We start from the raw sequence: 22,393 nt of genomic DNA on the forward strand, positions 1-22,393 counted from the left end.
CACGGCTGGACGCGCCGGTGAATTCGGGGGGAACCCATGATCTGCCAGCGCTGTCAGCAGTTCGCCGCGTCGACGCCCGAGGGACTGTGCTCCCTTTGCGTCAACGCGCCCGCGCCCGCGCCCGCGCCCACTCCGGCGGGCACCATGACGCCCCCGCACGGCCCCGCGTGGCTGCGCTCACCGGTCGGCCTCGGCAAGGCCGCCGCCGTGCTGCTCGGGGTGGTCGTCGCCACCGACCTCTTCGCGGTCTGGGCCGACATCACGATGTACGACGTGACGGGCTCCCTCGCGGACGGCGAGGTCGGCGATGCCGTCCAGCGGCGGGCCGACCACGCGGACTCGCTCTACTCGGCGGCCGGGATCGCGCAGTCGACCGCCCTGCTCGCGACCATCGTCGTCTACCTCATCTGGTTCCACCGGGTGCGGATCAACGCGGAGGTGTTCAACCCGTTCGGGCACAGCAAGGGGCGCGGCTGGACGGGCTGGGGCTGGTTCGTGCCGGTCGTGAACCTGTGGTTCCCGCGCCGGATCATGCTCGACATCTGGGACGCGAGCAGCCCCTTGGGCCGCGCCCGGCACGGGCTGGTCGACGCCTGGTGGACGCTGTGGGTCATCGCGCTGCTCGCCAACCGGGCCGGGTTCATGGCATACCGCAAGGCCGAGACGGCCGGGGAGATTCAGCACGCCACCGGCCAGGTGATGCTCGCGGATGTCATCCACATCGCGGCCGCGGTGCTCGCGATCCTCGTGGTGCTGCGGCTGACCCGTATGCAGAACGAGAAGGCGCACCAGGGGCCGGTTCCCGTCGGCGTCTGAGGCGGTCGGGGCACGACCCGGACCCGACCGGGACGGGCGTGGAGCCGACCGGGACGGGCGTGGACCCGACGTGGATCCCACGGGGGACCCGACACGGATCCGACCGGGGCCCGACGGGGACTCGACCGAATCGTCCGTTTCGCTGGCCAACTCCCGTTTCCTGTGGTGTATTCGGCCCGAGCTGAACTGCCAGCCGAACCGAGAGCCGACGAGACACCGGGGGGAACCGGCATGGGCTACTGGGGCTACTACGTCGTGGGGAGAAGCGAGCGCCCGCTCGCGGAGCTGGAGGCGCTCGCGGGGGCGCGGGGCATGGTGCTGCGGACCGCGGCGCCCGACGGCTGGCAGGTGTGGGAGTACCCGAGCGGCGACGGCGACATCGGGAACATGAAGGCGCTCGCCCGGGAGAGCGGCGCGCCCGCGCTCTTCGGGTACGTCATGGACAGTGACTGCGTGGCCGTCGAGGCGGCCGCGCCGGACAGCGGCGTGTGGACGGCGTGTCTGGCACGGGAGGCGATGGCCGGCTACGTCGGCGGCGAGGACGAACTCGGCGTCGACGACTACTTCCTGGAGCCGGCCGACGCCGCCGCCCGGGCCGTCTCCTGGGCCGCCGAAGCCGGGCATACCATCCCCGCCGAGCCCCTCGTCGAGGTGCTGACCGCGGACCCCGGCCCCTTGGCCGAAAACCTCTTCTTCCGGTTCCTCGACCGGCTCGGTGTGGTGCCGCTGTGACACTCCTGGTCCGTCGCACGCAGTAAGGGGAGGTGCGGGCTCCGTTAGAAAACAGGCGCCCTGTCGAGGGATTCGAGGGAGGCGCGATGAGCCTGGTGGAACTGATCGCTCAGGCCGACGAGCGAGGTCTGGCGGCGAGCGGTCTGGCTTGTTTGGATCGGTGCGTGCCTCTGCTGGGCGGTGATGACGACATCCTGCGGCCCTTGTGGGCGAGCCTGGCGGAACCGGACGCGTGGGGCGCGTGGAGCGAATCCGTGGAGCAGGCGCGCGCCAAGCTGGACGCGGACGCCCCCGAGCCGGCCGTCACCGACGAGGACGAGGCCGCCGTACTCGTCCGCCGGATGCTCGGCGCCGTCCCCACGGAGCCGTCGGCGACCGAACTGCGCTCCTGGGCCGACGCCTGTTCCGTGGCGGCCCTGCAGATCCACCGGCTGCTCGACGCCGCCGACGACGCCGAGTCCTGTGTGACGGCCCGCCGCGAGGGCCGCACGGACGGCATGTCGCCCCTCGTCGCCGCCGAACTGCGCCGCCAGGTCACCATCCTGGAACTGCTCGCGGGCCGTGGCACGGGCGGACTCCGGCCGGCGCTGGACGTGTCGACCGAGGGGCGGCGGGTGCTGCGGGCGGTGGTGTCGCGCCGGGCGCGGGGAAGGGCGTGACGCGGCCTGCCGCGCCTGCGCGTAAACGTTTTTCCCTGCGAGATTCCTGTGACCGTCCTGCGGTGGTGATGGCGGTCCTGAGCCGGTGTCGCGAATACCGCCGGTACGGGTGACGAATTTCGCCCGCAGGGCGCTTTTCCCGATGTGAACGCAACTCAGGAAACCAGGCCCTCAGCTGCGGCGAAGCCGATGCGCTGGGCGGCGGACACGGTCGCGACGATGCGCGAGGGCGCCCGGCTGCGCCTCGACTACTCGGCACAGAGCCTGTGGCGCGTCGACCGGCTGATCGAGGAGATACGCCGGGACGGGGCGCCGTACGCCGCCGTGGAGACCGTGTTGCGCGGTTTCGGCGCGTACGCCGGTGAGGTCGTCGCCCGGCACACGGGCGCGGAGTGGTGGGAGACGGGCGGCGACCATTGGCTGCGCACCCCGGACGGGCGGCTGTGGGCCCCGATCGAGGAGGCCCGGCGCTGCTACGAGGGCGACGGTTCGCTGCGGCTGCTGTGCCGGGAGGCCACGCGGTAGCCGGGGGCCCGGCCGGAGCCCGGTGAGATTGCCCGCTCTTAAGGTACGCGGCCGTTCCCAAACGGCTGGCTCCGGAGTGAACATGGGGGCAATCGCCGGACTGGGGAGGCCTCATGGCCGACAACCGCCGTTGGTGGGCGCTGGTCGTCATCGCGCTCGCGCAGTTGATGGTCATCCTCGACATGACCATCGTGAACATCGCCCTGCCGTCCGCCCAGACCGACCTGCACATGTCGGACGGGAACCGGCAGTGGGTGATCACCGCGTACACGCTCGCCTTCGGCGGGCTGCTGCTGCTCGGCGGCCGGGTCGCCGACCTCGCCGGGCGCAAACTCACCTTCATGATCGGCCTGTTGGGCTTCGCGGCGGCATCCGCGCTGGGCGGTGCGGCGACGGGTTCCGGGATGCTCTTCGGGGCGCGCGCCCTGCAGGGCGTGTTCGCGGCGCTGCTCGCCCCCTCCGCGCTGTCGCTGCTCACCACGACGTTCACCGACCCCAAGGAGCGCGGCAAGGCCTTCGGCGTGTTCGGCGCGATCGTCGGTGCGGGCGCGGCGATCGGGTTGCTGGCCGGCGGCCTGCTGACGCAGTACCTGGACTGGCGTTGGTGCCTGTACGTCAATGTCCCCATCGCGTTCGTCGCGTTCGCCGGCGCGTGGGCGCTGCTCGACAGCGGCGGCCGGCACGAGGACGCCCGCCTCGACATGCCCGGCGCGCTGCTCGGATCCGCCGGGATGCTCTCGCTGGTGTACGGCTTCTCCGAGGCGGAGTCGCGGAGCTGGGGCGACGGGCTGGTCCTCGGGCTGCTCGCCGCCGGGGTCGTGCTGCTCGGCGTGTTCGCCCTCTGGCAGACCCGCGCGCGCGTGCCGCTGCTGCCGATGTCGGTGGTGAGGGACCGTCAGCGCGTCGGGGCGTTCCTGACCATCCTCTTCGTCACCATCGGGATGTTCGGGGTCTTCCTCTTCCTCACGTACTACTTCCAGCGCGTCCTCGGATACTCGCCGCTGAAGACCGGGCTCGCCTATCTCCCCATCACCGTCGGCATGGTCACCGGCTCCACGCAGGTCGCGGCCCGGCTGCTGAACCGGGTCCCGCCGCGCGCCCTGATCGTCCCCGGGCTGCTGCTGGCCGCGGGAGCGCTGGCGCTCATCGCGCAGGTCGGCGTGGAACCGGCGTACGCCTCCCATGTCCTGCCCGGCATGCTGATGCTCGGCCTCGGCATGGGCACCGCCATGATGACCTGCGTCTCGCTGGCCACGGGCAGTGTCGCCCCGCGCGACTCGGGCGCGGCCTCCGCCACCTTCAACACCGCCCAGCAGGTGGGCGGTTCGATCGGTACGGCACTGCTGAACACGATCGCCGCGAGCGTGACGACGCGGTACGCGACCGCGCATGCCGGGCCCGGTGTCGACCGCCGCGCCCTCGCCTCCCGCGCCGCCGTGCACGGGTTCAACGTCGCCACATGGTGGGCCATGGGTTCGCTGCTGCTGGCGGCGCTGATCGCCGCGGTCGTGGTGGACGCGCACCGGGTGCCGGTACCGGAGGGGCGGGCGGACCGGGTGCCGGAAAAGGTGGAGAGCACCGGGTGACACCGGTGACTCCCGGGAACGCGGCGCATGGCCGGGGGCGCCCGTGGTGCCCAAGAACGCGGAACGGCCGGGACCTTGTCCATGGGTACAAGGTCCCGGCCGGTGGCCCTCCCGCCGCGACAGTCCCGGGGGGAGTCGGAGCGGCGCGGTGAGAGGGCCGGAGGGGGCGGGCGCTTTCCGGCCGTGGCCGAAACCACCCACCCCCTCCAGCGCACTCGGCGCCGCGGCTGTCACACCTACGGCGTGAGCAGCTGCCCCAGGTGCGCCCCCGTCGGCGTACCGAGCTGGCTCTTGCTGTAGACCGTGGCCTGGGTCAGGCCGAGCCCCGTGCTGTTGCTGGGCACGTACAGCAGGATGCCGTCGCCGCCGTCCTCACCCTCGGTGCCGAGGGTCAGGTCGCTGCGCCCGTACCCGGACAGGTCGGTGAGTGCGACGGCCGAGCCCAGCTTGTCGTCGGTCTCGGTGGAGCCGGGCACGCCCGAGGTGTCCTGCGAGACGGCGATCGCGCCGGAGCCCGTGAGACCCGTCGAGGTGCCCTTCAGGAGGATCGCCGTGCCCGCGTTGGAGCGGTTGACGGCGTCCCGTGTGATGTCCGCGTTCGGGGCGCCCGCGAGGACGTCCGCGTAACCGTCGAGGTTGTAGTCGCCGACGGACACCGAGGTGCCGAGCGCGTCGCCCGACTCGTTGGTCCCCGGGACACCCGTGGTGTCCTGCTGGATCGTCGTCATCCCGGTGGTGGTGAAGCCGGTGCTGCTACCGGGGACCATGGTGACCTGGCCGCCGGAGACCGCGCCCGATTCGGAGGTGTACGGCTGGCCGATGACGAGGTCGTCGTAGCCGTTGCCGTTCACGTCGCCCGCCGCGATGGAGCGGCCGCCCTTGACGCTGAGCGTGGACACCTTCGTCAGGCCCGAAGCGCCGCCCTTGAACCAGGTGACCCGGCCGATGCCGCCCGCGTCACGGTAGTTCAGGGCCACGTCCGCGTAGCCGTCCCGGTTGAAGTCGCCGGTCGTGGCATCGGGGTACGCGATCGCGCTCGTCGACGTGGTGAGGGTGCCGGTCTGGGTGGCGCCGCCGGTCAGGCGGGCGTTCCAGTTGCCGCCCTTGCCGGTGCCCGCGGCGAACACGTCCGCCTTGCCGTCGGCGTTGAAGTCGCCGACCGTGACGGCGGAGCCGAGCTTGGCGCCGGCCGCGGTGACGCCCGAAGTGGCGTAGGAGAGACCGGTGTTGAGGGCGGGTCCGTACAGCACGGTGACCGAGCCGCGGTCGGCGTTGCCGCTCGTGTCGTCCTCGCCGGGCGCGCCGACCGCGAGGTCCGCGTAGCCGTCGCCGTTGATGTCGCCCCACGCGGTGGCGGCGCCCCAGTTGTCGCCCGCCTCGGAGGAGCCGGGGACACCCGGGCTGCTCTGGGTGAGCGTCACCTTCGACGTACCGACCGGACCGTTGAGGCCGCCGGGCACGAGGGTGACGCTGCCGACGCCGCCCGACACCTTGGGCGTACCGGCGACGAGGTCGCTGACGCCGTCGCGGTTGAAGTCGGCGGTCGGGATCGCGGAGTTCTTGCCGGCGCTCGCCGCGAACCGGCGGATCTCGGCGAGCTTCGGGTACAGGTTGGCGCCCGGGCAGGCCGTCGCGTTGGTGTCGCGGTGACCGAAGACCGTCGGCAGCGTGATCGACGTGCCCTTGTCGATCAGGTTGCCGTCCTGGCCCTTGGGGCTGCCGGACACCAGCGTGACCTTGGCGTTCGGGTCGACGCCGTACATGCCGAACTTCCAGGCGACGATCCGGGAGATGGCCTCCAGGCCCGCGCGGGTCGGCTTGGCGGTCTCGTAGTTGCCGATGTACGAGATGCCGACCGTGTTGGTGTTGAAGCCGATGTCGTGCGCGCCGATCACCGGCAGGTCCATGCCGCCGCTGCGGCCCTCGAAGATCTGACCGCACTTGTCGACGACGAAGTTGTAGCCGATGTCGAAGTAGCCGCGCGAGAAGTGCTCCTGCTGGATGGTGCGCAGCCGGGCCCGGGACTCGCCGCAGGACAGCTTGTTGTCACCGTCGACGCCGGTGTGGTGGACGACCGCGGCCTTGATCTCGGTGCCGTACTCGGGGGTGCCGTCGTAGTCGGTGGAGGCGCCCCACTCCGCCTGCGTGATGACCGGCGGCTTGACGACCGTAGAGGGGCGCGGTGCCGGGACGGTGTCGGAGGGGGAGGGGGTCGGGCTCGGCGGCTCCGTGGTGGGTGGTGCCGAATCGGTCGGCGACGCGGTGTCGGTCGGCGACGCGGTGTCGGTCGGCGACGCGGTGTCCGTCGGGACCGGCGGGTCGGTCGGGCTCGCCGGGTCGGTCGGGCTCGCGGAGTCGGTGGGTATCGACGGGTCCGTCGGCGCGGGAGTGGTCTCCTCCGCCGGGTAGGCGTACGCGGCGGGCTCCGTGCCACCCTTGCCGACCGGATCGGTGCCCGGGTCGAGCAGCCTGACGTCCATCCCGGATGGCTGGCCCTTCGCCTCGGTGCCGTCCGCGCCGACCACGCGCACCTCGACGCCGTTCGCGTCGCCGGTCCACGCGGAGGCGGTGCCGCCGCGGGTTCCGGCCCGCTTCGCCTCCGTACCGTCGGCCGAGAACGGGTCGTCGGGCAGCTTCATCCAGCCCGACCACTTGCCCGTCTCCAGCTCCCGGTAGCGGACCTCCGGCGTGCCCTTCGGCTTCGCGTCCGGGTCGCTCCAGGTCAGCAGGACGGCGCTGAACCGGTCGGTGCTCTGCTTGTCCAGGCCCTTGCGACCCGCGCCCTTGTCCTTGAGCTTGACGGTGTGCACGGCGGCCTTGCGGCCCTTGGCGCCCTGGTCCGGCTGGTCGGTCGGATTCGCGACAGCGTAGGTAACCGCTCCCGCCCCACCCAACACGACCGCACCGATGGTCAGCCACGCTCTCCGCTTCAGATTCAGTGGCTTGTACGCATGGGTCGTCCTGCGACTCAAATGTCCCACCCCTAGAGAACCTTCACAAATGGCCCACCCGCATCAGGGGTGGCTTCTTGTACAGCGCACGGGAATTGCCAAACATCACGGCGCTGGATGTGCCGTACATCACTCCCGGAACGGGGTGGCGTCGGTGCGTGCTTTGCGCGTGCTTGCTTTGCGCGTGCTCGCTTCGCCCGGCGCCGCCCGTTCCCGGCCGGTCATTTCGCCAGTACGCCGCCGATGCCCGCCGCGGCCGATGTACCGAGCGCGGTCGGCCCGTAGTAGGCGCCGCTCTCCGGGACGACCCCGTCCGGACCGCCGTTCAGCGTCAGGACGGTGCCGTCGCCCGCGTTCTCGCCGTCGGCGCCGAACACGAGGTCCGGGCGGCCGTCGCCCGTCAGGTCGGCCAGTGCGACCGCCGAGCCGAGCCGGTCGTCGGTCTCCGCGGCACCGGGCACCCCGGCGAGGTCGGTGTCGTAGACCGCGGCGCCGGTGGCCGTGACGCCGTCGAGGCCGCCGTGCAGCAGCAGGGCCGCGCCCGCGTCGGTGGCCGTGCCCACGTCCTCGCCGGGTGCACCGGCGAGGAGGTCCGCGTAGCCGTCGCCGTCCGTGTCGCCCACGGCGAGCGAGGCGCCCAGCCGGTCACCGGACTCGCCGCCGGGGATCTCGGCACGGCCGACGACAGGTGCCCCAGTGGTGGTGAGCCCGTCCGCCGAGCCATGGAACGTGGAGACCTCTCCACCGTCGCCCACATCGGGACGGCCCACGGCCAGGTCGGCGTACCCGTCCCCGTTCAGGTCCGCCGAGGCGAGCGCCCGCCCGCCGGCACCGTCGAGAACGGCCGGTGCGTCGGTGCGCAGCCCGGTCGCCGAGCCGCGCAGCACGACGAGAGGCGTGGCGCCGCCCGCGGTGCGGAAGGTGAGGGCGGCGTCCTCGTAGCCGTCCCGGTCGAAGTCGCCGGTCGCGATGTCCGTGTCGCTCAAGGCGCCACCGTCGGAGGCCAGTTGGACGGGTGCGGAGAAGGCGCGGTTCGCGCCGTCGATCGCCCAGGCGCGCGCCGCGCCCGGCGCCACGGCGAGGATGTCGTCGCCGCCGTCCCCGTCGAAGTCCCCGGTGGCGAGGGCCGCTCCGAAGCGGGCGGCGCTCGCCCGCACCCCGCTGGGCTCGTTGACCATTCCGGCCTGCCCGGCGAGGCCGTTCGCGGTGCCGCGCAGCAGGCTCAGCGCGCCCTCGTCGCTCGCGCCCGCGGTGACCTCCTCGCCGGGCGAGGCGACGACGAGATCCTGGTAGCCGTCGTGGTCGAAGTCGCCGTAGGCGGCGGCGGATCCGAAACCGTCGCCCGCCTCCGAGCCACCGGGCACGCCGTCCGACTCCTGCGTGATGACGGCCTTGTTCCCGGCGTACGACGCCGAGCGCGCACCCGGTACGACGGTGACCTGCCCGGCGGCGGCCAGCCCGTTCGCCGTGGCCTTCGGGACACCCGCGGCCAGGTCGGCGTGGCCGTCGCGATTCATGTCTCCCGTCGGGGCAGGGGAGTTGGCGGCGGTGGCGAGCGTACGGATGGCGGGCAGATCGCCGTAGAGGTTCTCGCCCGGGCACTCCGTCGGATAGCCGTCACGGTGCCCGGAGATCCGGTTCAGGGTCACCAACTGCCCTTGCGTGTACTTGCCGTTGTTGGCGCCGGCCGCCATCACCACGGTGCCGGACGGGTTGATCCCGTACAGCCCGAGCTTCCACGCGGCGAGCTTCGCGACGGAGTCGCGCACGGCCTGCGGCGCGGTCGCCGTGTTGTAGTCGCCGAGGACCGCCACGCCGCTGGTGTCGGTGTTGAAGCCATAGGTGTGCGCGCCGTAGACCGGCTTGTCGACGCCGCCCGCGCGGCCTTCGAAGACCGTGCCGCACTTGTCGACCAGGAAGTTGTAGCCGATGTCGTTCCAGCCGTTGCTCTGCACGTGGTAGACGAAGATGCCGCGGATGATCGACGCCGACTCGGCGCAGGTGTAGTCGTTGGTGCCCGCGGTGTGGTGCACGAACACGGCCTTCGTGTCGGTCGTGTAGGTCGGCGGGTCCACGACCATCGACTCGTCGGCGCCCCATCCGGAGCGCGGCACGATGTCCGGCTGACCGGCGGCGGTCGCCGCCCCGGCCGGGGCGGGTGCCGACTCCTTCGCCCCCGCGTCCGGGTCGACCAGGTCGACCCGGAGCCCGGCGGGCAGCTTCGCGCCGGTGATCCGCGCCTGCACACCGTCGGAGGGCCCGACCCACAGCGGCTGGGTGCCGCCCCGCAGACCGCCGTCGGCGTGCTCGGGCCCCGACTCCGGTGCGTGGACGTCGAGTTCGAGGTCGCGCCACGGAGACCAGCGCCCAGTCGTGGCACTGCGGGTGCGTATCTTCGCCGTCCCGCCGAGCGCGGCCCGCGCATCGGACCAGGTGACGCCGACCATGCGGAACGGTTCTGTCGTGCGTGCGGGCAGTACGCGGCGCGCCGGATCGGACCCGGCGGGGACGGCCACGGAGCGCAGGGCGCCCCAGGGAGCCGCGGTGTGTGCGGCGGTCGTCCCGGTGCGCTCGGACAGGGCGATCGCGCTGAGGACGACGGCGGCGGCGAGCGCGACGCGGGCCGCGCCCCGAGCCGCGGGCCCCATCAGCTGCCCTCCTGTCCGGCGGCGTCGGCGTCCGACGGCTCCGGCGCGGGCAGTTCGCCCTGGCACGTGGCGCGCCCGAACTTCCCGAAAGCGGTGGCGGTCTGGACGTGCTTGCCGCGAACGGCGAGTTGGCAGCTGGCCCGCCCGCCCTTCTCTCCGAGGGTGATGGTCACGAGGGGCGCCTTGCCGAGCGGCACGTTCACGGTCTTCTTCCACGGCAGCGTGACCCCGTTTGCCACCATGGCGTCCCCGGACTCGCTGCGCGCCTGGTACGTGATGTCGGCCGTGCCCTCGCCCTCGATCTCGTACGTCACCGCGGCGGTCGGTACGTGGTGCTGCTCCGGCTTCTCGGCGGTGTTGAGCACGCCGTAGACGACGACTCCGGCGGAGGCGGCGAGGAGGACGCCACCCACCACGATTCCACGGCGGTCCGCGCCCTTCGAGGAACCCTTCGAGGAGCTCTCAGGGGACTTTTCCCCCGACACTTCCGGCGAATTGTCCTCGGCGACTTCCGGGGTTTCGGCGACCCCCGGACTGTCGGCTACTTCCGGGGTTTCGGCGTCGTCCGGCTTCCGTGTCGATGGCATGGCGCTCCCGCTTTCGGATCGGCGCGCATTCCGGGAACGAATGCGGGCGGGTAAAGAACCGGGCGGTTATACCTCATGGGGAGCGGCCCGATCCAACGACGGGAAATATCCGGCGAATCGGCCGCCCGTTTCGCCGCAGATGAAGCGAGTTCCGTCCTCCTGGGCTCGACTGTCCAGCTTGTGACGTCTGTTGACATGCCCTCATCCAGCTGATTAGAACTCGGGCTTCCGCATAGGAGGTTCACAGGAAGGGCCGTTCCATCATGACCAGTCGGGATCCCCGACTGGCGGTTCGGCGTGCCCGCATTCGGTCACGCGCGTCACGCGCGCCAGGGGCGGAAATCGGGTGCGCCGTATGAGAAAGGGAATTGGACGTGAAAGTCCGATACGGGAGAGTGATCTCCTGCCTTGTGGTGTCCGCGGTCGTGAGTACCGCGCTACCGCAATTCGCCTACGCTGCCTCGTCCACGGACGATGACGGTGGCGGAAAGGGGATTGTCGATACCCTCGAGGGCTGGTTCGGCGGCGACGACGATCACCAGCTCGCCAAGCCGCCGTCCCACGACGAGCTGGACGTGGCCGACCGGCAGAAGCTGCCGAGGGGCAAGAATGCCCCGAAGGCCAGGAGAGTCAAGGAGCTGAAGAGCCGGCGCACCTCGACCGCGCGGTTCTGGCAGCTGTCCGACGGCCAGGTGCAGGCGGAACTGTCGGCGGTCCCGACGTCGTACCGCTCGGGCTCAGGCAAGAAGGCGACCTGGAAGCCGATCGACACGGCCGTCCACCGGACGGACGCCAAGGGCTTCGACTTCGCCAACACCACCAACGAGGGCCGGAGTTGGTTCGGCTCGGACGCGGACCACCTGATCCGCTTCCAGTCCCCGGACGGCCGTACGGTCACCCTCGGTCTGGAGGGCACGCACGGCGCGCTGAAGCCGGCCGTGAAGGGCTCGACGGTCACCTACAAGGACGCGGCGCACGGCGCGGACCTGGAGTACGGCGTCGGCCCCGGCCGGGTGAAGGAGAACATCACCCTCGCCGAACGGCCCACCGGTCCCCTGAAGTTCACCTTCACCCTCGACACCGACGGTCTGGTGCCGCGGGCGCGCAAGGACGGCTCGATCGCCCTGTACGGCGCGCTGCCGAACACCCCGGTGATGGTGATCCCGGCGCCGTTCATGACGGACGCGAAGAAGGCGGACAAGTCCGTCTTCGGCAAGACCTACAGCACGGCCGTACGGCAGAAGCTGACCCGGGACGGCAAGCAGTGGAAGCTGACGGTCGCGCCCGACGCGAAGTGGCTGGCGTCCAAGGACCGTCAGTACCCGGTGGTGATCGACCCGACGATCACGATCACGCCGTCGCCGTCGGACTCGCAGGACACGATGGTCCTGTCGGACCAGCCGACGACGAACTTCAACACCTCCTGGAAGCTGTCGGTGGGCCGTACGGCCACCGGCACGGCCCGCTCCCTGATCAAGTTCCCGCTGAGCGAGATCCCCTCGGGCACGAAGATCGACTCGGCCCGCCTGGAGATGTACTTCGACAACGCGCACGACGGCGGCGGCACCAAGGTGCCGGTGGAGGTGCACCGGGCGACCGGCACCTGGGACGAGACGTCGGCGACCTGGAGCGGCACCAGCTCGTACGTCGGTGAGCTGTCCGGCACCAGCTACACGGTGGACGACGGCGACCCGGGTACCACGGCGGCCACCGGCTCCTGGCCGGCGACGACGTCCTCGCTCGCGCAGTACGGCGTCGGCGGCGACTACCACTACAACAAGGACACGGTCGCCGGCGACACCTACACCTGGCAGCCGAACATCAAGGACGCGGGCACCTACCAGGTCGACGCGCACTATGTCGCCGCCACCGACCGCGCCACCAACGCCCCGTACACGGTGACGTCCAAGGCCGGCTCCACCACCTACACGGTGAACCAGCAGTCCGGCACCAACGGTGTCTGGGCCCCGCTGGCGAGCGGCGCGCAGATCGACTTCGCGGCGGGTACGGCCGGCAAGGTCGTCCTGGGCGACGGCCCGGCCTCCGCGACCACGGCGGTGATCGCGGACGCCGTCCGCTTCACCAACCCGGCGATGATCAACAAGGACATCGGCGAGTACAGCCAGTGGCACAAGTTCCCGGTGACCGACACCGTGCAGCAGTGGCTGGACGGCACCTCGACCAACAACGGGTTCATCCTGAAGGCCGCCGACGAGTCGACGGCCGGCCCGATCGGCGGTCCGCGCTACGAGGCCGGTGACGGCGACTACGGCGGCGAGACGTCGACGATCCCGCGGCTGACGGTGACGTACGGCAAGGTCGGCACCACCCTCAACTCCCCGACGGTCGTGCACTCCACGGGCCCGGAGCTGAGCTGGAAGGCCTACTCGAACACCACCGGTGACTCCGGCCTCGACCCGGTCGAGTACCAGCTGCACCGCTCCACGCAGCAGGCGTTCACGCCGTCCGCGGCGACCCTGGTCGCCCCGATCGACAAGTCGGCCACGGCGTACACGGACACCACCGCGACCCCGACGCCGGATTCCTCCTCGGTGGAGATCGGGCGGTCGTACTACTACCAGCTCGCGGTGAAGACGAAGGACGGCCAGCTCCTCGGCTCGCCCACCCGTATCGTCGGCGTGCCCAAGGCGGGCCGCACGATGCGTCTGGTTCAGGGCACCACGGCCGGCGTCACGGACACCACCCTGTCCTCCGCGACCCCGACCACCAACCTGGACACCATCGGCCGGGACGGTGTGGGCCAGAAGTGGCTGAGCGTGGGCAACAACACGCCCACGAACTCCACCGAGAAGACCCGCGCGGTGATGAAGTTCCCCACCACGGCGATCCCCACCACCGCCACGGTGCTGGAATCCCGCCTGTTCATGTGGGGCGCGGAGACCACCACCGGCACCAACGGCGCGATCTACGAACTCCACGGCCTGAACAAGGACTTCACCGAGACCCAGGCCACCTGGAACAACGCCGCGACCGGCACCGCCTGGACGGCGGCGGGCGGCGACTACTCGGGCACGGTCTCCGACACCGTGGCTTCGGTCTCCGACGTCGGCCGCCACTGGTGGGACGCGACCTCCCTCACCCAGGGCTGGACCCGCACCCCCACCTCCAACCACGGCGCCCTGATCAAGCTGAAGGACGAGACCTCCACCGGGCCGAAGGAACAGACCATGTTCCTGGCCTCGGAGGCCGCCGACCCCCAGATCGGCCCCCTACTGCGCGTGATCTACGTCGACTCCACGACGGACGACACGTACTACGCGCCGCAGACTCCGGCCCGCATGACCCCCAACTCCACCTACACGGTGGACTTCACGGTCACCAACACCACGTCGAGCGCGTGGGCGAGCGGTGAGCGGGTCCTGTCGTACACCTGGCAGCTCCCCGACGGCACGGACGCGACGACGGGCGGCAACCAGCTGTCCACGGCGATCCCTCCGCTGTCCCCGGGCCAGTCGACGACGATCCAGGCGCAGGTCAAGACGCCGATCAACTCGGACTCGGGCAGCAAGCGCACCCAGTACGTGCTGGGCTGGGACGTCAAGAAGGTCTCCGACGGCAGCTGGCTGTCCGCCGGAACCGGCGGCATCCCCGCGTTGAAGCAGAACGTGGCGGTCGAGGACCCCACCTCCAACACGCTCGGCCTGGAGAAGTTCTACTCGTACACGGGTAAGAACACGGGCGCCGGCTCGACGGTCATGAACAACCTCGCCTACGGCAACACCGTGTGGTCGTACAACGCGTTCACCAACCCGGGCCGGGGTCTGACGACGTTCGCGCGCCTCGCGTACAACTCGCAGGACACCGACAACACCACCGGTGGCGCGGGCGCGGGCTGGTCGGCACAGCTGGGCGGGCCCATCCGGCTCGGTGCGGCGCTGGACTTCCACCCCAACCCGGTTCAGAACGCCTCGGAGATCCGTCTGCCGGACGGGGATGGCACCACGCACGTCTTCACCAAGCAGCCGGACGGCAGCTGGAAGGCTCCGGCGGGTGTCCACTACCGGATCACCGCGAAGGCGGGTCTGGACTGCACGCCGACGAAGGACCCGGTGCCGGACGCGTGGACGCTGCTGCGTCCGGACGGCACGCGGTTCTTCTTCGGCTGCGACGGCTACCTGACGTCGGTGGTCGACAAGAACGGCAACACACAGACCTACACCTACGAGCAGCACAAGACCCAGGGCAAGGCGGCGAAGTTCCTCGCCTACGTCACCGACCCGGCGGGCCGGCAGTCCCTGACGCTCGACTACTACAAGAAGGGTGACGCGTCCTACAGCTACATCGACGGCACGGGCGCCAAGGTCACGGGCACGAGCCTGACCGACCCGGACATCTACGACCATGTGAAGTCCATCACGGACATCTCGGGCCGCAAGGTCTCCTTCTTCTACACGGTCGAGGGCCTGCTCGGTCAGTTCACCGACGGCGACGGATCGTCCCAGCCGAAGAACTTCAAGTTCACCTACGACGCCACCCAGGGCAACAAGAACGTCAAGCTGGTCAAGGCCACCGACCCGCGCGGCCACGCCACCAACCTGGCGTACTACGCGCCGCAGACCGGCGACGACCCGAAGTACCACTGGTGGACGAAGACGATCACCGACCGTCTGAACGGTGACACGAGCTTCGCGTACGTGGCGGACACGACGAACACGAAGTTCGTCGACACGACCGTCACCGACGCGGAGTCGCACGCCACGAAGTACGTGACGGACGACTTCGGCCGCCCGGTCCAGACGACCAACGCCAAGTCCCAGAGCACCAAGATGAGCTGGGACGCGGACAACAACGTCACCTACCTGGAGGAGGACAACGGGGCGAAGACCGCGTACTGCTACGACCAGAAGACGGGCTACCCGCTGTGGTCGCGCGACGCGGAGAACAACAAGTCGGGCGTCCCGCCGTCCTCGGACTGCGCCCCGGGAACGTACCCGGCCAACGCGTCCAAGTACGAGTACCAGACGCGTGCCGACGGCTTCTCGGCCGACCTGTTCCGCAAGACGTCGCCGGAGGGCCGCGCCTGGCAGTTCGGCTACGACTCGTTCGGCAACCTCAAGACGGTCACGGACCCGAAGGGTGTCGCTACTGCGACGGCGGGGGACTACACCACGTCGTACGAGTACAACTCCTACGGTCAGATGACCAAGGCGACTGACGCCAACGGCAACCCGACGACGTACAGCGGGTTCGGGCCCACCGGCTACCCGGCGACAATCACGGACGCCAAGACCAACTCGACGACGTTCGTGTACGACGAGCGCGGCCAGGTCACCCAGGTCACCGACGCCAACCAGAAACAGACCACGCAGACGTACGACACGTTCGGGCGCCCGCTGGTCAACACGGTGCCGAAGGACCAGGTGGCGGGCACCCTGATCACCACGCCCGCACCGGTATACGACGCCAACGACAACGTCACCACCTCGACGGCGCCGAACGGCGCCATGTCCACAGCACTGTACGACGACACGGACCAGGTCACGTCGGCGACGGCGCCGGCGAACAACCAGACCAGCCCGCGCACCTCGACGTACACCTACGACAAGGCCGGCAACCTGAAGACGACGACGGAGCCCAAGGGCACGGCGACGCCGACGGATTCGACCGACTTCGTCACGACGAACAGCTACGACGAGATCTACCAGCTCACCTCCGCGGTCAACGCGCAGGGCGACAGGGTCTCGTACGAGTATGACAACGTCGGCAACGTCGTCACGGTCATCGACCCGAAGAAGAACGCGACGGCGGACACGACCGACTACACGTCGAAGACGGCATACGACCTGGACCACCGGGTCACGCAGGTCACGGACGCGGTCGGCAAGACCACCAAGAAGGGCTACGACAAGGACTCGCTGGTTACGTCGGCCACTGACGCCGAGAACAACACGACCACGGTCACCTATGACGAGCGGGGCAAGCAGACCGAGGTCAAGGTGCCGCACGAGGGCACCACGACCCGCTCGACCAAGTACGAGTACGACCAGATCGGTAACACCACCAAGGTGCTCACCCCGCGGGCGACGGCGGCCGGTTCCACCGACGCCTTCACGGCCCGCACGGCGTACGACGAACTGAACCGCCCGGTCAAGCAGTACCAGCCGTACGACCCTGCGGATACCCGCTACAACAACCCCAACGTCTACACGGAGACGACGTACGACAAGGTCGGCCGGGTGGCGAAGACCTCGCTGCCGCCGTCGGACGGTGAGACGGTCCGCAACGACACCACCTACACCTACTTCGACAACGGCTGGGCCAAGTCGTCCACCGACCCGTGGGACATCGTCACCACCTACGACTACAACGTGTTGGGTCAGCAGACCAAGCGCACCCTGACCTCGGCGGGCGGCTCCTCGGACCGCACGATGACCTGGGACTACTACGCCGACGGCTCGCTGAAGTCCCGCGCGGACGACGGCGTCCCGGTCGGCAAGTCCGTGGTCCTGGTGGACAACTCCGACACCCAGAACACCTCGAAGACCGGCACCTGGACCAAGGGCGACACCACCGGCCAGCAGGGCTACAACCACGAGACCCACACGGCGGGCACGGGTACGGACGCGTTCACGTGGACGCTGAACATCCCCAAGGACGGCACGTACACGGCGTACGCGAAGTTCCCGCAGGTGACTGGTGCCGCGACGACGGCCAAGTACACGCTCACGCACGGTGCGACGACCGAGCCTTCGGTGACGAAGAACCAGAATGTCGCCACCGGTACGTGGGTCAGCCTCGGTTCCTACTCCCTGACGCAGGGCGAGGACTCCAGGCTGAAGCTGGACCAGAGCAGCGGCGGCATCGCGGTCGCGGACGGCGTGAAGCTCGTCCGTGACACGAGCAGCGACCCGGCGGACACGGAGAAGGCGAACTTCGCCTACTCCTACGACGTCAACGGCAACCTGACCAAGATCGACGACACGTCGTCGACCGCGAAGATCGACGCGTACACGGTCGCCTACACCGGCCTCAACCAGGTCCAGAAGGTCACCGAGGCGCTGTCGGGGACGGAGAAGAAGTCCACGTCGTACACGTACGACGCAAACGGCCTGTCGGACACGGTCTCGCACCCCGACCAGTTCTCCAAGTACACATACGACCTACGTGACTTGGTGAAGACGGTGTCGGTCGGCAAGACGCCCACGGACGCGTCACCGAAGGTGACGTCGTACACGTACACCGACCGCGGCCAGAAGCTGAAGGAGACCAAGGCCAACGGCAACACGGTCGACTACACGTACTACCTGGACGCGGCCGTCAAGACGACGACGGAGAAGAAGCCGGGCGGCACCCTCGTCTCCTCCCACACCTACGCCTACGACCCCAACGGCAACAAGTCGCAGGACGTCACGCAGAAGATGAACGCCGACAACCACGCGGCGTACCTGTCCTCGACAACGAACTACAGCTACGACCCGGCCAACCGGTTGAAGCAGTCGGTGAAAACGGGCAATGGCGCAGGGACGGAGACGTACGTCCACGACGACAACGCCAACGTCATCAGCCAGACGGTCAAGGGCACCACCAGCACCTACAACTACGACCGCAACCGGCTGCTCACCGCGTCGGCACCGGGCAGCACCGCGAACTACAACTACGACCCGTTCGGCCGCCAGGAGTCGGTCACCTCGGGCGGCCAGGTCATCGAGCGGAGCGTGTACGACGGCTTCGACCACGTCGTGGAGTCCCAGAAGAGGGACGACACGGGCGCGATGAAGTCGACGACCTACACCTTCGACCCGCTGGACCGCACCGCTTCTAAGACGGCGGACGGCAAGAAGACGGACTTCGAGTACCTGGGCCTCTCATCCGAGGTCCTGGACGAGAAGGTCGCTGGCACGCTGACCAAGTCGTACCAGTACAGCCCGTGGGGCCAGCGCCTGTCGCAGGTCAAGCACAACACGGACGGCACGACCGAGGACGGCTACTACGGCTACAACGGCCACACCGACGTCGAAACCCTCACGGACAACAGCGGCGACACCAAGGCGACGTACGGCTACACCGCGTACGGCAGCGACGACACGTCCGAGTTCACCGGCATCGACAAGCCGGACCCGGCCGATCCGACGAAGGAGGAGTACAACCCGTACCGCTACAACGCCAAGCGCTGGGACGCCCAGTCCGGCACGTACGACATGGGCTTCCGCGACTACAACCCCGGCCTGAACCGCTTCACCACCCGGGACATGTACAACGGGGCGCTAGCGGACATGGGCCTCGGGGCGGACCCGTACACCAACAACCGGTACGCATTCGGCGGGGGAAATCCGACCAGCTTCGTCGAGATCGACGGTCACACGAGCTGCGACATCACGGGTATGTGCGGGGGTACCTACCGCGAAACTGCGGTGATCCAGCACGAGCAGGCCGAGTCCACGGAATCCCTCCAGCAGCTGGCCAAGGCCACAGAGGCCGCGGAGAAGGGCATCTTTGCCCTTCAAGAGCCGAAGATTGGTGTCTTCGTTCCGCCGGGTGGGGCAGGTCTCAAGTCGGCTGAGAAGTGGGTTCTCCCACGGATTGTCAGCCTATTCGGCTCGAAGACGATCAACGTTAATTGGCGCGAGCTCTTCCCCACACCGGATGGCTTGACCGTCCCGCAGTGGGACGAGGCCGTGGACAACTGCCAGGACCAGTACGGTCTGCGCGAGACCCAGTGCCGCGACCTTCCGGTGTTCGTGGTCGACGGGAAGCGGACACCGAAGATCGCGATCAACGACAAGTCCGCGATCGATGCTGGACACCCCTTCCTTCTGACGGCGATGCGAAACTCTAAGGACGGGGACCTGAACAGGGAACTCGCCGGGTGCGGCAAATCCGCGTGGAATGGGCCGCAGAGCTGCGACGAGTATCCGTTCGCCTCGACATTCGAGGGAGGCATCGGCGCTCAGACGATGGGTGTCCCCTGGTCGGAGCAGCGCACACAGTTCAGAGATCTCGGCAGCTTCATGGCGGCGAATAAGATTAAACGCGGCGATCAGTTCCTGGTCTCGGTGATCAATGTGCGAGAGGAGTATGGCGTCTATATAGCCGGGTAAGGGGTTCTCCGCTTCAATCGAACCCAGTAGGGTGGGGTGGCCGACCCGTGTTCGGCCACCCCACCCGAGCCAGTTCTTCCTCATCCGAGGCGACAGAAGGAGGTCCAGCATGACGAGGTCCGACCGTAGGTTCGACTGGTTTTACGGTCTGGAAGAAGACTATTTGTATCCAACTATTTCTGTCATCGAGGGATCCGATCATAAAGAAGTGATGAGGATCCTTGGGGTGGGGGGCGCCGAGCCTGAGGCGATGACCGCCCGGGAAGCTCTCGAAAACGTGACGCGAAATGTTGAATTGGTCGGGCTGGGTGAGGACTGTGGGCTGATCTTCACCGTTGAGGCGATTGGTTCGACTTTGGCGGTTCCCGGTGTGCTGCGCGACATCTCTCGGGATGGTCGTTGCGTAAGCGTGAGCTTCAGCAGTGAAGGGGTCCACAGCTTTCACTACGCCGTGAATGGCGAATTGGTCAGTTATGAATTCGATGCCGAAGAAACGGTAACTCCATTGCGCCCCGGAGACCCTCGGTGGAATCCTGTGTGGTCCGAGGTGCCGAACGGTGTCGATGATGAAGAGGTGGACCGAGGCGTACACCTTCTGGCTCTTGTCGAGCAGATCATGGGATTGGCGCCGAAGGAGCAGTGGCTGAGTGAACGACTTCAGACACTGTGCATCCCGTCTTCTGTCCGTTTCCAAAACACACCGGCTTGGGATATCCCCTGATCCTCCAGGGCGCCGTACGGTGCCGGGCGCTGGACGGACTGTCACAGCGGGAGCCGGAAACACCGTTCCGATCCGGCGATCCGTGATGCCTACGCGGACTTCGTCCGCTATACCGTGGACCGCGAGGTGATGATCGGCATCAACAGCCTGGAGAAGCCTACGGCCGGCCTCGGACAGCACTTGCCGGCGCTGTCCTTACCGAAAACCTCATCCGCCCAGGTGGGAGCTGGCATGCGGGATGCGCGGGTTCTCGAGCACGGACGCTCGAATCGGTGCTCTCGCACGGCTGACGATCACCCCGACATGATGGCTCGTCGTGCTGCTGCGACTGGCTTACCTGACCGTGACGCACGCGTTCGCCGTGCTGCGCCTGCTGCCCATGAGCGACCGGGACACGGACACGGAGATCCTCGCCCTGCGCCATCAGATCACGGTGCTGGAGCGCCAACTCGGTGGCCAGAAGATTCGGTTCTCCCCGAGCGATCGCGCGTTCCTGGCGGCGTTGCTGCACCGCCTGCCCTCGGAGGTGCTGCGCAGGAGGGTGGTGCGTCCGGACACGGTGCTGCGCTGGCACCGCGACCTGATCGCACACCGCCACGCTGCGCGCTCCCGGCCCAAGCGCCCGGGAAGGCCGCGGACCGTGCGCTCCATCCGGCTGCTGGTGCTGCGGCTCGCCCGCGAGAACCCCAACTGGGGATATCGCCGCATCCACGGCGAACTCATCGTTCCAGGCGTCACGGTGGCGGGCGACGAAGTTGCACACTACGTGAACGTAGAGCAGATGCTGCAGAGCGGTCCCGGTGGGCAGTATTTGCGAGTGGAGGCAGGATTCGATATTCCACAACTCGTGACTCCCGACATCGTCCAGAAAGATCGTGTGCTCGTTACGGTGTCGACCAACAAGAAGACCGGAATAGTCGGCAAAGGTGGGCACGACGGGGCCATCAGTTGGTGGACGAGGAAGAATCCACGGCCAAATGACCCGGATATGAAGCCCTACCCTGTGACGGTGCCTGCGACGGTTTGGGACTGGGAACCCAGCTCCAGTACGGTCAATAGCATCGAGAAGGGGGTCGGCTATGGAGTGGTCGGTACGCTGGGAGTCATCGCGACTCTACTCACAGGTGGCGCTGCCACACCGTAGGAATTGAGCGAAGAAAAGAGTCCCCGGCTCATGAGAGCCGGGGACTCTTTGCGCGGGAAGCATGGTCGGGTAGGCTGAGCGCATGAGCGAGTACATCAACTTCGTTGGATCTGTGGCCGTTTCGCCTACGTTGAATCCCTCGGAGGTTCGGTATCTTGAGAGGTTCGCGGCGACTCGCAGGATGTCCAGAGCGTCTGGCCCCTATTCTACGATTGAGACCGGGCGACTGGTTATCCCAGATGGCGACATTCTCGACGTGAACACACCGCCGACTGGTCAACCCGGCCTGAGTTGCCAATGGGTCCCCGCTAATGATGGTACGCGGATCGAATGGAATCGTCGGAGTAAATTTCGCTTCGCAGATGAATGGCTAGCCTATATTATCGACCATTTCCTTGCGCCGGACGCCGTGCTCGCGCAAGAGTTGTCCAACCCGGTGGAGGGGAGATATTACGCTCCAGAGTTCGCCGACTTCACCTTCGACCATACCCTTAACGGCTCCGTCGACGCGTACAGTGAGTTCGGTGAGCGATGGCAGTTGGTCGTGAATGGGAATGCTGTCAGCCTTCAGGGTGTTTGAGTGCTGAACCTGAATCAGTGAGTCTTTCCCAGTAAGCGCCCGCCGCTCGCTGTGATCGCGACGCTGGCGCTGCGGTCCGTGTGGTCCCCAGGGCTGTTGCAAAGTCAGGGTCGGTTGGAAAAGCATCAATGCCTGAGGCGTGGTTTACGGCGGCAGGGAGAAAGCGATGAGGGTAGAGGTCAACCTTCGATCCTCGGAAGTGGATATTCCGCAACTCGCGGTTGAATGGTTCGAAATGGCGACCTGCGAGATTTTCGGTCCGCTGCTCGAAGAACTGCGGAACGGCCCTGACCTTCACATTCCTGGTAAGGGGGAGAGCATGATGGTGGGGCCGCCGGGGGGCGTCTGGGCCTCGCTGACCCAGCAGGACCCCCTGTGGGGCAGG

General features: G+C 68.4%; 11 protein-coding genes and 1 pseudogene. 9 read left to right on the forward strand and 3 right to left on the reverse strand.

Annotated features, from left to right (window positions below; translation table 11 throughout):
- Positions 1-36: 36 nt before the first annotated feature.
- The 5 genes from IEY95_RS42435 to IEY95_RS42455 all read left to right on the forward strand — a co-directional run bounded on the left by IEY95_RS42435 (position 37) and on the right by IEY95_RS42455 (position 4,318).
- Positions 37-816 (forward strand): DUF4328 domain-containing protein, encoded by a 780-nt coding sequence (locus IEY95_RS42435; RefSeq protein WP_189191612.1) that lies wholly within the window; start codon positions 37-39, stop codon positions 814-816.
- A gap of 231 nt (positions 817-1,047) precedes the next feature.
- Positions 1,048-1,548: a hypothetical protein gene (locus tag IEY95_RS42440; protein WP_189191613.1), complete on the forward strand. Its 501-nt coding sequence runs from the start codon at positions 1,048-1,050 to the stop codon at positions 1,546-1,548.
- Between the two features lie 86 nt (positions 1,549-1,634).
- Positions 1,635-2,207 (forward strand): hypothetical protein, encoded by a 573-nt coding sequence (locus IEY95_RS42445; protein WP_189191614.1) that lies wholly within the window; start codon positions 1,635-1,637, stop codon positions 2,205-2,207.
- 189 nt (positions 2,208-2,396) lie between these two features.
- Positions 2,397-2,732 (forward strand): hypothetical protein, encoded by a 336-nt coding sequence (locus tag IEY95_RS42450; protein ID WP_229703732.1) that lies wholly within the window; start codon positions 2,397-2,399, stop codon positions 2,730-2,732.
- A 113-nt stretch (positions 2,733-2,845) separates the two neighbouring features.
- On the forward strand, positions 2,846-4,318 hold the full coding sequence (locus IEY95_RS42455; RefSeq protein ID WP_189191616.1) for an MFS transporter: 1,473 nt from the start codon (positions 2,846-2,848) through the stop codon (positions 4,316-4,318).
- 236 nt (positions 4,319-4,554) lie between these two features.
- Here IEY95_RS42455 and IEY95_RS42460 read toward each other — a convergent pair whose 3' ends face one another.
- From IEY95_RS42460 to IEY95_RS42470, 3 genes are all read right to left on the reverse strand, one after another.
- A complete protein-coding gene (locus IEY95_RS42460) occupies positions 4,555-7,290 on the reverse strand; it encodes an FG-GAP-like repeat-containing protein (RefSeq protein ID WP_189191617.1) in 2,736 nt (911 codons plus the stop codon).
- 200 nt (positions 7,291-7,490) lie between these two features.
- The gene (locus IEY95_RS42465) at positions 7,491-9,917 is read right to left on the reverse strand and encodes an FG-GAP-like repeat-containing protein (protein WP_189191618.1); all 2,427 of its coding nucleotides are present in this window, start codon (positions 9,915-9,917) and stop codon (positions 7,491-7,493) included.
- Positions 9,917-10,504, reverse strand: coding sequence for a hypothetical protein (locus tag IEY95_RS42470; protein ID WP_229703733.1), 588 nt, complete (start codon positions 10,502-10,504; stop codon positions 9,917-9,919). Before IEY95_RS42470 ends, IEY95_RS42465 begins: the two co-directional genes overlap by 1 nt.
- 425 nt (positions 10,505-10,929) lie before the next feature.
- Here IEY95_RS42470 and IEY95_RS42475 point away from each other — a divergent pair, with 425 nt between their 5' ends.
- The 4 genes and pseudogenes from IEY95_RS42475 to IEY95_RS42490 all read left to right on the forward strand — a co-directional run bounded on the left by IEY95_RS42475 (position 10,930) and on the right by IEY95_RS42490 (position 22,008).
- Entirely contained in the window at positions 10,930-19,563 is an 8,634-nt protein-coding gene (locus IEY95_RS42475; protein WP_189191619.1) for a golvesin C-terminal-like domain-containing protein, read from the forward strand.
- A 109-nt stretch (positions 19,564-19,672) separates the two neighbouring features.
- The gene (locus tag IEY95_RS42480) at positions 19,673-20,284 is read left to right on the forward strand and encodes a hypothetical protein (protein ID WP_189191620.1); all 612 of its coding nucleotides are present in this window, start codon (positions 19,673-19,675) and stop codon (positions 20,282-20,284) included.
- A gap of 316 nt (positions 20,285-20,600) precedes the next feature.
- Positions 20,601-21,041: pseudogene (locus IEY95_RS42485) on the forward strand (hypothetical protein); the annotation flags it as partial.
- A 469-nt stretch (positions 21,042-21,510) separates the two neighbouring features.
- On the forward strand, positions 21,511-22,008 hold the full coding sequence (locus tag IEY95_RS42490; protein WP_189191621.1) for a hypothetical protein: 498 nt from the start codon (positions 21,511-21,513) through the stop codon (positions 22,006-22,008).
- Positions 22,009-22,393: the final 385 nt, after the last annotated feature.

This window comes from Streptomyces albiflavescens (assembly GCF_014645835.1).
GTDB lineage: Bacteria > Actinomycetota > Actinomycetes > Streptomycetales > Streptomycetaceae > Streptomyces > Streptomyces albiflavescens.

What these genes read in the sequence shown, in the direction of transcription:
- IEY95_RS42455 (WP_189191616.1), top strand. Translation starts at nt 2,846, where the DNA reads ATGGCCGACAACCGCCGTTGGTGGGCGCTGGTCGTCATCGCGCTCGCG.
- IEY95_RS42465 (WP_189191618.1), bottom strand. Translation starts at nt 9,917, where the DNA reads ATGGGGCCCGCGGCTCGGGGCGCGGCCCGCGTCGCGCTCGCCGCCGCC.
- IEY95_RS42480 (WP_189191620.1), top strand. Translation starts at nt 19,673, where the DNA reads ATGACGAGGTCCGACCGTAGGTTCGACTGGTTTTACGGTCTGGAAGAA.
- IEY95_RS42490 (WP_189191621.1), top strand. Translation starts at nt 21,511, where the DNA reads ATGAGCGAGTACATCAACTTCGTTGGATCTGTGGCCGTTTCGCCTACG.
- IEY95_RS42470 (WP_229703733.1), bottom strand. Translation starts at nt 10,504, where the DNA reads ATGCCATCGACACGGAAGCCGGACGACGCCGAAACCCCGGAAGTAGCC.
- IEY95_RS42450 (WP_229703732.1), top strand. Translation starts at nt 2,397, where the DNA reads ATGCGCTGGGCGGCGGACACGGTCGCGACGATGCGCGAGGGCGCCCGG.
- IEY95_RS42445 (WP_189191614.1), top strand. Translation starts at nt 1,635, where the DNA reads ATGAGCCTGGTGGAACTGATCGCTCAGGCCGACGAGCGAGGTCTGGCG.
- IEY95_RS42435 (WP_189191612.1), top strand. Translation starts at nt 37, where the DNA reads ATGATCTGCCAGCGCTGTCAGCAGTTCGCCGCGTCGACGCCCGAGGGA.
- IEY95_RS42440 (WP_189191613.1), top strand. Translation starts at nt 1,048, where the DNA reads ATGGGCTACTGGGGCTACTACGTCGTGGGGAGAAGCGAGCGCCCGCTC.